The organism is Pseudomonas sp. LBUM1644, from assembly GCF_059716195.1.
The window spans coordinates 2,863,060-2,875,539 of sequence record NZ_CP166812.1 but is presented as its reverse complement, the minus strand read 5'-3'; the positions used below and the strand labels follow the sequence as shown (position 1 = coordinate 2,875,539).

Annotated in this window: 7 protein-coding genes; 2 read left to right on the top strand and 5 right to left on the bottom strand. The window is 59.5% G+C overall.

Features of this window, described 5'->3' with window-relative positions; all coding sequences use genetic code 11:
• Positions 1-7: 7 nt before the first annotated feature.
• Together araD1 and ACA052_RS12995 are read right to left on the bottom strand one after the other, a co-directional pair.
• Entirely contained in the window at positions 8-1,000 is a 993-nt protein-coding gene (araD1, locus tag ACA052_RS13000; protein ID WP_497650033.1) for an AraD1 family protein, read from the bottom strand.
• Positions 1,001-1,147: 147 nt separating this feature from the next.
• Positions 1,148-2,470, bottom strand: coding sequence for an MFS transporter (locus ACA052_RS12995; protein WP_497650032.1), 1,323 nt, complete (start codon positions 2,468-2,470; stop codon positions 1,148-1,150).
• A gap of 194 nt (positions 2,471-2,664) precedes the next feature.
• On the opposite strand from ACA052_RS12995, the gene ACA052_RS12990 reads away from it, so the two are divergent.
• A complete protein-coding gene (locus ACA052_RS12990) occupies positions 2,665-4,401 on the top strand; it encodes an IlvD/Edd family dehydratase (RefSeq protein WP_497650031.1) in 1,737 nt (578 codons plus the stop codon).
• A gap of 160 nt (positions 4,402-4,561) precedes the next feature.
• Complete coding sequence (locus tag ACA052_RS12985; RefSeq protein WP_497650030.1) at positions 4,562-5,281, top strand: FadR/GntR family transcriptional regulator; 720 nt, start codon at positions 4,562-4,564, stop codon at positions 5,279-5,281.
• Between the two features lie 154 nt (positions 5,282-5,435).
• Here ACA052_RS12985 and ACA052_RS12980 read toward each other — a convergent pair whose 3' ends face one another.
• The 3 genes from ACA052_RS12980 to pepN all read right to left on the bottom strand — a co-directional run bounded on the left by ACA052_RS12980 (position 5,436) and on the right by pepN (position 12,478).
• Entirely contained in the window at positions 5,436-7,811 is a 2,376-nt protein-coding gene (locus ACA052_RS12980; RefSeq protein ID WP_497650029.1) for an efflux RND transporter permease subunit, read from the bottom strand.
• Positions 7,812-7,836: 25 nt separating this feature from the next.
• A complete protein-coding gene (locus ACA052_RS12975) occupies positions 7,837-8,889 on the bottom strand; it encodes a WD40/YVTN/BNR-like repeat-containing protein (RefSeq protein WP_497650028.1) in 1,053 nt (350 codons plus the stop codon).
• A 931-nt stretch (positions 8,890-9,820) separates the two neighbouring features.
• A complete protein-coding gene (gene pepN, locus ACA052_RS12970) occupies positions 9,821-12,478 on the bottom strand; it encodes an aminopeptidase N (protein WP_497650027.1) in 2,658 nt (885 codons plus the stop codon).
• Between the last annotated feature and the right edge of the window lie 2 nt (positions 12,479-12,480).

Below are 12,480 nucleotides of genomic sequence, written 5' to 3'. Positions count from 1 at the left end.
AATCTCCTTAAAGGGTGCCGATGGTGCCGGGTTCGAACGCCGCTTCAACCGGCGCAATGCCGTTAATCAAGGGTGCGCCGAACTCAGCCTGGCTGATTTCGAACACGTCACCCGGCTGGGTACGGATGCCGTCGGCAAAGGACAGGGTCGCGGTGCCGAAGAAGTGAATGTGCACGTCGCCCGGACGCAGAAATTGGCCGTACTTGAAGTGGTGGTACTCGAGGTTTTCCAGGCTGTGGCACATATTGGCCTCGCCGCTGAGAAACTCGTTCTGCCACAGCACTTCACCGTCACGCAGAATGCGACTGGTGCCGACCAGATGTTGAGGCAGTTCGCCGACCCGAAGTTCCGGACCATAACTGCAGCTGCGCAATTTGGAGTGGGCCAGGTACAGGTAATTCTTGCGCTCCATGACGTGGTCGGAGAACTCGTTGCCTACTGCAAATCCGAGGCGATACGGCTTGCCATCGTGGCCGATGACATACAGGCCGCTGAGCTCAGGCTCTTCCCCGGCGTCTTCGGCGAACGGTGGCAGCGGGAACGGTTGACCCGGACGCACGACAATGCTGCCATCGCCCTTGTAGAACCATTCCGGTTGCACCCCGGCCTGCCCCGCCGCCGGTTTGCCACCCTCCACGCCCCACTTGAAGATGCGCATGGTGTCGGTCATTGCGGCTTCGTCGCCGGCCTGCTGGTGCATTTTGTCCCGAGCCGAGGCGCTGCCCAGATGGGTCAGACCGGTGCCGCTGACCAGCATATGAGCCAGGTCCGGATGGTCCAGCGGCGGCAGGATGCGCAGTTGCGCCAGCAATTGTGCATAGTCATGGCTGATGCCCAAGCCCAGGGTTTTCACCTGTAGCTCAAGGTTGACGCCCGCCTCAATGGCTGCCAGCGCCAGATCACGCACCGTGCGGGCGCCTTGCACTTCGTGCACCAGAGCGTCCTCGACCACGCCAACCCGGCGCTCGCCGTTACTCAATTCGAACTGAACCAAACGCATGATTTTCTCCTTTAACAAACTCGAAAACACCGCAAATCAAAATGTGGGAGCGGGCTTGCTCGCGAAGAGGCCGTCACATCAACAACAACGCTGACTGACACTCCGCCTTCGCGAGCAAGCCCGCTCCCACAGTAGATCGGGTCACATTCAGGTACGGGTAGCGCCGCGGGCGCTGGCGGCGAACTGGTCGGCCGGCAGCACATGCTTGCGCTCCAGCAGCCGATAAACCACGCCGGTCAACAGCAGCCCGAAGACCATCACGCCCGACAGGAAATACAGCCCCGACGCCAGATTCCCGGTGTACTCCTTCAGCGCCCCGATCACGAACGGACCGATGTAACCGCCAAGGTTTCCCACGGAGTTGATCAAGGCGATCCCGGCCGCCGCACTGGCGCCAGCGAAGAACCGGCCCGGCAAGGTCCAGAACACTGCCGTGCAAGAAAACAACGAGAACGCCACCAGGCACAGCGCCGCCAGTTGCAACACCGGTACCGTCAACCAGGCGCTGAGGAACAAGCCGATGGCGCCCAACACGTACAGCACCGCCAAGTGACCATAGCGATCATTCAACCGGTCGGAACTGCGCGGAATGATCAGCAAACCAATGATCCCGAAGATGTACGGCACCGACGACACAAACCCCGTCACCAGATCGGTGCCACCGAACTGCTTGATCAGCGTCGGCAACCACAGGCCCAAGCCATAGATGCTAAGCGTCACCGGCAAATAGAACAGCGCCAGGAGTAACACGCGCTTGTCCTTCAGGGCGTGCAGCGGGTTGCCGTGGCGGGTCTGGCCGTACGCTTCCAGGTCCTTTTTCAGCTCACCGGCCAGCCAGTCCTTCTCGGCCTGGTCCATCCATTTCACCTGTTGCGGGCCGTCCGGCAGGTACCGCAATACCGGCCAGGTCAGCAGGATGGCCGGAGTGCCGATGACAATGAACAGCCACTGCCAGCCGTGCAGCCCGAAAGTGCCGTCCATGCCAAGCAGGCCGCCGGAAACAGGACCGGTGACCATCATCGCGATGGGTTGAGAGAGGATGAACAGCCCGAGGATCTTGCCGCGATGGCGAATCGGGAACCATTGGGTGATGTAGTACAGGACGCCCGGGAAGAACCCGGCTTCGGCCGCACCGAGCAAAAAGCGCATCACGTAGAAACTGTGCGGTCCCTGGACGAAGGCCATGCCGATGGTGATAGCGCCCCAGGTGACCATGATCCGTGCGAACCAGCGTCGCGCGCCGAAGCGGTCGAGCATCAGGTTGCTGGGGATTTCCAGCAGAAAGTAGCCAATGAAGAACAGCCCGGCACCCAGGCCGTAGGCCGCGTCACCGAGGCCGATATCGGCACCCATGTGCAACTTGGCGAAGCCTACGGCGGAGCGATCCACGTAGGCGATCAGGTACAGCAGGATCAGGAAGGGAATCAGTTTCAGCGTGATGCGACGAATAAGCCGCAGTTCCTGGCTCATGGGATCGGTCTCCGATTGTTGTTGTTATAGAACCTCGGGGAACGCCTCTCGCTGAAAAAACGCCAGGGCCATTCCTCCGCTGAAAACGACTATATAGTAATACTAATTACCCAACAACACTTCCAAACCAGCGAAATAGCGCTTATGTTACGCCTTAGCTCGAACAATATAGTCATACAATAAGAGAATCGATCATGTCTGATAAGAAACCCACCCTGCGTTCCGCCCAATGGTTTGGCACTGCCGACAAAAACGGCTTCATGTACCGCAGCTGGATGAAGAATCAGGGCATCGCCGACCACCAGTTCCACGGCAAGCCGATCATCGGCATCTGCAACACCTGGTCGGAACTCACTCCGTGCAACGCGCATTTCCGCCAGATCGCCGAGCACGTCAAACGTGGGGTGATCGAGGCTGGTGGCTGGCCGGTTGAGTTTCCGGTGTTCTCCAACGGTGAATCCAACCTGCGCCCGACCGCCATGTTCACCCGCAACCTGACGAGCATGGACGTCGAAGAAGCGATTCGTGGCAACCCGATTGACGGCGTGGTGCTGCTGACCGGTTGCGACAAAACCACCCCGGCGCTGCTGATGGGCGCGGCCAGTTGCGACGTGCCCGCCATCGTGGTCACCGGCGGGCCGATGCTCAACGGCAAGCACAAGGGCCAGGACATTGGCTCCGGCACCGTGGTCTGGCAGCTCAGCGAACAGGTGAAGGCCGGCACCATCACCCTCGACGACTTCCTCGCGGCCGAGGGCGGCATGTCGCGTTCGGCCGGTACGTGCAACACCATGGGCACCGCCTCGACGATGGCGTGCATGGCTGAAGCCCTTGGCACTTCCCTGCCCCACAACGCAGCCATTCCGGCGGTCGATGCGCGCCGTTACGTGTTGGCGCACATGTCCGGCATGCGCGCAGTGGAAATGGTTCGCGAAGACCTGAAGCTGTCAAAGATCCTCACCAAGGAAGCGTTCGAAAACGCTATTCGCGTCAACGCTGCCATCGGTGGCTCGACCAACGCAGTGATTCACTTGAAAGCCATCGCCGGCCGGATCGGCGTGGACCTGGAGCTGGACGACTGGACTCGCATCGGTCGCGGCATGCCGACCATTGTCGACCTGCAACCGTCCGGACGCTTCCTGATGGAAGAGTTCTACTACGCTGGCGGCTTGCCTGCCGTGTTACGCCGCCTCGGTGAAGCCAATCTGATTCCGCACCCGGGCGCCTTGACCGTCAACGGCAAGACCCTCGGCGAGAACACCAAGGACGCACCGATCTACGGCAAGGACGAAGTGATCCGCACCCTCGACAACCCGATCCGTGCCGACGGTGGCATCTGCGTGTTGCGCGGTAATCTGGCGCCACTCGGCGCGGTGCTCAAACCGTCCGCAGCCACGGCTGAGCTGATGCAGCATCGCGGGCGTGCGGTGGTATTCGAGAACTTCGACATGTACAAGGCGCGGATCAACGACCCGGAACTGGACGTGGATGCCAACTCGATTATGGTCATGAAAAACTGCGGGCCGAAGGGTTACCCGGGCATGGCCGAAGTCGGCAACATGGGTTTGCCGGCCAAGCTGCTGGCCCAGGGTGTAACCGACATGGTGCGCATTTCCGATGCGCGCATGAGCGGCACCGCTTACGGCACGGTGGTTTTGCATGTGGCACCGGAAGCAGCGGCCGGCGGGCCGTTGGCAGTGGTGAAGGAAGGCGACTGGATCGAACTCGACTGCGCCAGCGGGCGCCTGCACCTGGACATTCCGGATGCCGAACTGGCAGCACGCATGGCCGATCTGCAGCCGCCACCGCCAATGATCCTGGGCGGATATCGTCAGCTGTACATCGACCATGTGCTGCAGGCTGACCAGGGTTGCGACTTTGACTTCCTGGTCGGTTGTCGAGGGGCCGAAGTACCGCGCCATTCTCACTAACACCACAGCCCCCTGTAGGAGCGAGCTTGCTCGCGATGGTGTGTCAGTCGATATCACTGTGACTGTCACACCATCGCGAGCAAGCTCGCTCCTACATTTGTTTGCGCCGCGCCTGTTATCATGCGCAGCATCTCCATCGCCCAGGATCGCGCCGTTCCCCATGGATTACCGCAAACCCTCCGACCGCAAAAGCATGCACTCGCGCATCGTCCAGGAACTGGGCATGCAGATCGTTTCCGGGCGCTTCAAACCGGACGACAAACTGCCCGCCGAAGCCCTGCTGTGTGAGGAGTACGCGGTCAGCCGCCCGGTACTGCGCGAGGCCACTCGTGTGCTGGTCGCCAAAGGCCTGGTGTATTCCCGCCCGCGGGTCGGCACGGTGGTCAAGCAGCGCAAGGAATGGCACATGCTCGACCCGGACGTGCTGCACTGGTTGATGCAAAGCAGCCCGCAGAACCAATTCTTCGATCTGCTGACCAGCGTGCGCAGCATCATCGAACCGGCGGCCGCTGCCCTCGCTGCACAATTCGCCACAGACGCTGATATCGCCTCCATCGGTGAAGCGTACCAGCGCATGGAAGCCGCACCGACGCCCGAAGCCTTGTTGCAACCAGACCTGGATTTTCACAGCCGAATTGCCGATGCGACCCACAACGACTTGTTGGCGAACCTGTGCAACATGCTGTCGGTGGCGATAGCCGAAGCGTTGAAGCATTCGAACCAGCGGCCGAACCTGCATGAGCTGGCATTGCCACGGCACAAGGCGATTCTCACGGCCATCGAAAACCGCGATGCGCTGGGTGCACGCCATGCGACGCTGGTTCAACTCGACGATGCGCGTAGCGCGCTGAATGTGGTGTTGGGTACGGATTTGTCTTAGGTCAAAGTCAAAAGATCGCAGCCTGCGGCAGCTCCTACAGGGTCCGGTGTACTCGGTCCCCTGTAGGAGCTGCCGAAGGCTGCGATCTTTTGATCCTCAAACATAAAAAAAAGCCGCAACCCTAAGGTTGCGGCTTTTCTGTTTCAGCCAGGGATCAGTGAGCAAACAGCGAGTTACCCTTCTGCCCCGCCAGTTTCTCCGGCTTGATCAGGAACCGCGCCAGCGCTGGCAGCAGCCACAGTGCGCCGAACATGTTCCAGAGCAACATGAAGGTCAGCATCAGCCCCATGTCGGCCTGGAACTTGATGGCCGAGAAGATCCAGGTGCACACGCCGATGGCCAGGCACAAACCGGTGAACAGTACCGCTTTACCGGTGGACTTCAGCGTCTGGTAGTAGGCTTCCTGCAACGGCAGGCCAGCACGCAGGAAGCTTTCCAGTCGGCTGTAGATGTAGATGCCGTAGTCCACGCCAATCCCCACCCCGAGCGCCACGACCGGCAAGGTCGCGACTTTCACGCCGATGCCCATGAAGGCCATCAATGCGTTACCGAGTACCGAGGTCAGCACCAGCGGCAGCACGATGCACAAGGTCGCCGCCCAGGAACGGAAGGTGATCATGCACATGGTCGCAACGCAGATGTAGACGAGGATCAGGATGGTCAGCTCGGATTCCTTGATCACCTCGTTGGTGGCCGCCTCGATCCCGGCGTTACCGGCGGCGAGGATGAATTCCAGCCCTTCTTTGTTGTTCTCCTTGGCGAAATCTTGCACTGCATGGACCGCACGATCCAGCGTTGCCGCCTTGTGGTCGTTGAGGAATACCAGCACCGGCGCCAGGGAGCAGCTGTTGTTGTACAGGCCATCAGCCCGCGCGATGGAGTTGTTCAGCACGTCCGGGTTGCGCGACAGGGTTTCCCATTTCAGGTTGCCCTCGTTCATGCCCTTGATCATCTGCTTGGACACGGTCACCAGCGAGACGGCCGATTGCACGCCCTCGGTGTTTTGCATCTTCCACATCAACTCGTCGATCGGCGCCATGGCTTCGTAGCGTGAGCACCCTTCGGCCTTGGTCTTGACCATCACCACCAACACATCGGAACTGGTGGAGTAGTTGTTGATAATGAAGTTGTTGTCCTTGTTGTAACGCGAGTCCGGACGCAGCTCCGGAGCCCCTTGATCGAGGTCACCGATTTTCAGGTTCTGGCTGTACCAAAGGCCGCCACCAAAAGCCAGCAAGGCCAGGGCAATGGACACCGGTGCAACTTTCGGGCTGGCAAAATTCGACAGCAGGCGCCAGAACGGGTGTTCGCGGTGTGCGTCCTTCTTGCTGCGCTCGACGGCGCGTTTACTGATGCCGACGTAGGAGATCGCGACTGGCAACAGGATCAGGTTGGTGAACACGATCACTGCCACGCCGATGGATGCACCGATCGCCAGCTCACGAATCACACCGATATCGATGATCAATAGCGTAATGAAGCCAACGGCATCCGCGAGAATCGCGATCATCCCCGGCAGGAACAATTGGCGGAAGGTCCTCCGCGCAGCCGTCAACGCGTTGTCGGCCTCGCTGGACTGCAACGCAATACCGTTGATTTTCTGTACGCCGTGGGAAATACCGATGGCAAAGATCAGGAACGGCACCAGCATCGAATACGGATCGAGCCCGAAACCGAAAAAGTGCATCAGCCCCAGCTGCCAGACCACCGCGACCAGCGTGGTACTGAGTACCGCCACGGTGCTGCGCATGCAGTTGGTGAACCAATAGAGCAGGATCAAGGTGATGATGAAGGCAACGCCGAAGAACATCACCACCATCACCAGGCCATCGATCAGGTCGCCGACTTTCTTGGCGAAACCGACGATGTGGATCTGGACGTTAGGGTTCTGCTTTTCAAACTTGTCGCGGATCTTTTCTTCCAGCTCGTGGGAGAACTTGCGGTAGTCCAGGGCCAGCAACTTGCCTTGATCCTGCGGGTCCGGGTAGGACTCCAGCAGCGGGATGTCGACGATGCTCGACTTGAAGTCGTTGGACACCAGGCGCCCGACTTGCCCGGACTTGAGCACGTTGTTGCGCAACAGGTCGAGGCTTTGCTGGGAGCCGTTGTAGCTCTGGGGAATCACTTCACCGCCAGCGAAGCCTTCTTCCGTCACCTCGGTCCAGCGAACGCTCGGGCTCCACAGCGACTTGAGACCGGAGCGATCGACGCCGGAAATGTAGAACACCTCGTCGTTGATCTGACGCAGGGTCTCCATGTACTCCTTGGAGAAGATATCGCCGTCGGTAGCTTCCACCGAAATGCGCACGGTGTTGCCCAGGTTCGCCAGGTCGTTACGGTGCTCCATCATCTTCTGAATGAATGGATGCTCGAGCGGGATCATTTTTTCGAAACTGGTGGACGGCCGGATCAGCGTCGCCTGCCAGAACAGGAAGATGCTGACCAGCAGGCAGATCGTGATCACTGCCGGGCGGTTGTTGAAAATCAGGCGCTCGAGAAACGTCGCCTTGTCCTGGTGATGACTTGTCATGGATGTCATAGCTCCGCCCTTCTTATTATTTGCCCAGCTCTGAGCCGGTTGGCGAAGTAGCGCGAACGCCGCCCTGTCCTGCCAGAATCAAATTGCCGTTACCCGCCGCAGTCACCGCCGAAACGGAAATACGGTCCGGTCGGTTGAACACGCTGAAGGTTTCGCCGTTGTCGTTGCTGCGGATCACCGAGCCACCATTGCCGACAATCACGATGGAGCCGTCGTCGAGCAACGTTGCGCCGGACAGGCCGAACTCCAGTGCGCCGCGAGTCGCTTTCAACTCGACCGGCTCCCACGTGGTGCCGAAATCAGTGGAGCGAAACAGGTTGCCCCGCAGGCCGTAGGCCAGCAGCGTGTTGGATTGAGCAGTGCCGATCACGCCGAACAGCGAACCTTCGTATGGGCCTTCGAGTTTCTCCCAGGTCTGGCCCCAGTCGGCCGAGCGGAACATGCTGCCCTGCTCGCCAACGATGAAGAGACCGGCATCCTTGACGGCGGCGATGGCGTTGAGGTGGTACTGGTCTTCGTTATCCAGGCGATCGCTGGCGTCTTCCCAGTGCTTGCCACCGTCGGTGGTTTCCATCAACGAACCGTAAGCGCCCACGGCAAAGCCGCTGTTGACGTCCTTGAACCAGACATCGAGCAGCGGCGATTCGCGTTTCAGGTCTTCAAATTGCTTGATCCAGGTGACGCCGCCGTCTTCGCTGGCGAGGATCTGTGCGTCATGGCCTACGGCCCAGCCGTGTTTGTCATCGACAAAATACACTGAGGTCAGCAGTTGCCGGCTCGGTACTTTGGCCTGGGTCCAGGTCTTGCCCTGGTCATCGGAGTAGAGAATGTGCCCGCGGTCCCCGACTGCCACCAGGCGTTTGCCGGCGTGGGCGACATCGAGCATCAGGCTTTTACTGGCCTTGGCAGATTCAACGGAATAAACGACGTCGGTTGCTGGCGCAGCGGCGGCCAGCACAGGTGCCGAAAACGCGGCACAGCCCAACAGCGAGAGCGCTGTAGCCAGCATCGCGAACTTGCGCAGTGCCGGCGGGCGGCAGATACCCACACCCATGACAGGCTCACTCATAGACCTTCCCCCATTATTATTGTTAGGTCGTTCAACCCATCAGGGCGCCGTAAGGGGTGCTCGTTGTGATTGGCCTCTGGAGCATAGTCCTGAAACGCGCAATCTAGAGCCCCTTCGGAAGCTGGCTTATCCTATCGGGGTTTGGAAAGGTCTGACAATCGACGCCACGTTATCTTTTGTTAACTGGAGGGGAATGGGGTTTGGCTGAATGATTGGGTATCAGGTGGGGTGATTTGGGTTGGGTGCATATCCGTTGCCGCGGTGACGGCTGATAACGGTTTCGCTCTTACAGCGAGTCACTTTGGAAAAGCACCAAAGTAACCAAAGTGCTTCTGCCCCTTTCGTTCGGTGCCTCTCGATGGGGCGGTGCGTCAAGATCAACAGCAGGCGAGCTAACGCTCGGCCTTGAGTGGTGAAGATCAAAAGCCTTACGCCGCCGCATCGTTGATCGTTCCCACGCGGAGCGTTCAAAAGATCGCAGCCTCCGGCAGCTCCTACAGGGATCGGTGTAGGAGCTGCCGAAGGCTGCGATCTTTTGATCTTGCTGTTGCCGTTGCTTTGGCTTTAGATCTTGATCTGCCCTATATCGGGAGGCTGAGTGGAGGTGTTCATCCGGGGATTGGCGCGCAGCGCCGTTCGACGCAGTCGAACACATTGCATGTAGGTCGTAGCGGAGCAGACCGGAGGGCAATGCCCCCAGATGGATACCGGAACGAAGGAACGCCGAGCCTAAGCGAGGGGCCGGACGCTCGGGGCGAGCCTTTTTTGCTTACTTTTTTTGGCGTTTGAAAAAAAAGTGAGTCGCCGTAAGGGCGAAACCCTAAGCCGCCGTTACCGTAGAAACGGATATGTACCCCATCCAAGAAACAGATCGACCCGAAAAGCCAGCTCCCACAAGGTCCGAGTGAACCCTGAGGGAGCAAACCCAAACTCAGGCCAGACTTTTACTGACCACTTCAAACACATCACTGGACAACTGCCCCGAAGCCCGAATCCGCTCCAGCTCGCCCTTCATCAACGCCTGACGAGCATCGTCATATTTGCGCCAGCGAGTCAGCGGCGCCAGTTGGCGAGAAGCGATCTGCGGATTGAACCCATTCAACTCAATCACCAGATCCGCCAGGAACCGATACCCGGAACCGTCGGCCGCATGGAAATTGATCAGGTTCTGCCCGGCAAACGCACCGACCAGCGCCCGCACCTTGTTCGGGTTCTTGATGTTGAACGCCGGATGCTGCATCAACTGACGCACCCGCTCCAGGCCACCCGGCAATGTGCTGCCCGCCTGAACGCTGAACCACTGGTCCATCACCAGCGGATTGTCCTTGAAGTGCTCGGCGAAACTGGCCAGTGCCTTGGCTTTCTCATCGTCGAACGAAGAGTTCACCAACACCGCCAGCGCGGTCAAACGCTCGGTCATGTTGTCGCTGGTCTCGAATTGCTCCAGCGTCGCTGCCAACACCTCCGGCTTGCCGCTGAGCATCAGGTACGACAGGGCGATGTTCTGCAAGGCACGACGAGCAAAGTGCTCGGCCTCGGCGACATAGGGGGTTTTCTTCGAGAGATCGCGATTGGCCTGATAACGCAACCACAATGCCTCGAACAAACCTTCAGCCAATTGCTTGCGCGCGAACTCGCGAGCGATGTGAATCGCGTCAACGTCAGCCACTTCGCTGATTTCAGTCAGATACGCCTCGCCCGGCAACGAGAGCATTTCTGCCACCATCGCCTGATCCAGCGTCTGGTCCGATAGCACGGTGCGCAAGGCAGAAATCAGGCGCTGATCCAGTACCAGGGTTTCGCCCTTCTGCTGTTGAGCGATCAACTCTTGCAGCACCTGCACCGACAATTGCTGGCCGGCATCCCAGCGATTGAAGCCGTCGCTGTCATGCTGCATCAGGAACATCAGTTGGTCGCGATTGTAGGGGAAGCTCAGTTTCACCGGCGCCGAAAAGCCGCGCAGCAGTGAAGGCAATGGTTGTTCCGCGATGTCGACGAAGGTGAAAGTCTGCTCGGCCTCGGTCACTGAGATGACCCGCGAAGTACCCTGAGCGCTGGCTTCATCGGAAAGACGCAAGGCAATCGCCGCGCCTTTCGAGTCGAGCAAGCCCAATTCGACCGGGATCACGAACGGTAGCTTTTCAACCTTGTCCGGCGTTTCCGGGCAGCTCTGACGGAACGTAAGGCTGTAGGTTTTCGCTGCCGCGTCGTAGGACTCGCTGACCGCCAAACGCGGCGTACCGGCCTGGCTGTACCAGCGTTTGAACTGGGTCAGGTCGACGCCGTTGGCATCTTCAATGGCTTTGATGAAGTCATCGCAGGTCACGGCCTGGCCGTCATGGCGTTCGAAATACAGGTCGCTGCCCTTACGGAAGCCTGCAGCGCCGAGCAAGGTGTGGATCATGCCGACCACTTCCGAGCCTTTTTCGTACACGGTCAGGGTGTAGAAGTTCGAGATCTCGATGAAGCTGTCCGGGCGCACGGCGTGGGCCATGGGGCCGGCATCTTCGGCGAACTGGTGCGTGCGCAGATAGGCCACGTCCTGAATGCGCTTCACAGTCGCCGAGTTCATGTCGGCGGAGAAGCCGGAATCGCGGAACACGGTGAAGCCTTCCTTCAGCGACAACTGGAACCAATCGCGACAGGTCACGCGGTTGCCCGACCAGTTGTGGAAGTACTCGTGGGCGACGATCGCTTCGACGCGTTGGTGCGCGGCATCGGTCGCGGTTTCAGCGCGAGCCAGCACGGCGCTGGAGTTGAAGATATTGAGGCCCTTGTTCTCCATGGCGCCCATGTTGAAATCGTTGACCGCGACGATCATGAAGATGTCCAGATCGTACTCGCGACCGTACACCTCTTCGTCCCAGCGCATCGACTTCTTCAGACTGTTCATCGCGTGCTGGCACTTGTCGATGTTTTCCGGCTCGACATAAATGCGCAACGCCACGGAGCGCTCGGTCATGGTGGTGAAGGTATCTTCGACACACCACAAGTCGCCGGCCACCAACGCGAACAGGTACGCCGGTTTCATGAACGGGTCTTCCCAGGTCGCCCAATGCCGGCCGTCTTCACCCGGACCGCTGGCAATCGGGTTGCCGTTGGACAGCAGCACCGGGTAGCTGTGCTGCTCGGCGACGACCGTGGTGGTGAACTTGCTCATCACGTCCGGGCGGTCGAGGTAATAGGTGATCTTGCGGAAACCTTCGGCTTCGCACTGGGTGCAGAACATGCCGCTGGACTTGTACAACCCTTCCAGCGCGGTGTTGGTTTCCGGGTGAATCCTGACGCTGGTGTCGACCGTGAAGGTGGTGCTGGTCGGGTGCAGGGTAAGGTGGTTTTCAGTCAGCTGGTAATCGGCATCGCTCAATTCGCGGTCGGCCAACGTGACTGACAGCAATTCAAGTTGCTGGCCGTCCAGCACCAGCGGCGGCAGGCCCGAGCCACGCTCAGGATTGCGGCGCATCACCAGTTGCGCATGGACCAGACTGTGGTCCTCGAACAACTCGAAGGTCAGGTGCGTCTCGTCGATCAGGTATTCAGGCGCCTGATAGTCCTTCAGGTAGATCATCTTCGGTTGTTCGGTGCGCATGC

What these genes read in the sequence shown, in the direction of transcription:
- araD1 (WP_497650033.1), bottom strand. Translation starts at nt 1,000, where the DNA reads ATGCGTTTGGTTCAGTTCGAATTGAGTAACGGCGAGCGCCGGGTTGGC.
- ACA052_RS12995 (WP_497650032.1), bottom strand. Translation starts at nt 2,470, where the DNA reads ATGAGCCAGGAACTGCGGCTTATTCGTCGCATCACGCTGAAACTGATT.
- ACA052_RS12990 (WP_497650031.1), top strand. Translation starts at nt 2,665, where the DNA reads ATGTCTGATAAGAAACCCACCCTGCGTTCCGCCCAATGGTTTGGCACT.
- ACA052_RS12985 (WP_497650030.1), top strand. Translation starts at nt 4,562, where the DNA reads ATGGATTACCGCAAACCCTCCGACCGCAAAAGCATGCACTCGCGCATC.
- ACA052_RS12980 (WP_497650029.1), bottom strand. Translation starts at nt 7,811, where the DNA reads ATGACAAGTCATCACCAGGACAAGGCGACGTTTCTCGAGCGCCTGATT.
- ACA052_RS12975 (WP_497650028.1), bottom strand. Translation starts at nt 8,889, where the DNA reads ATGAGTGAGCCTGTCATGGGTGTGGGTATCTGCCGCCCGCCGGCACTG.
- pepN (WP_497650027.1), bottom strand. Translation starts at nt 12,478, where the DNA reads ATGCGCACCGAACAACCGAAGATGATCTACCTGAAGGACTATCAGGCG.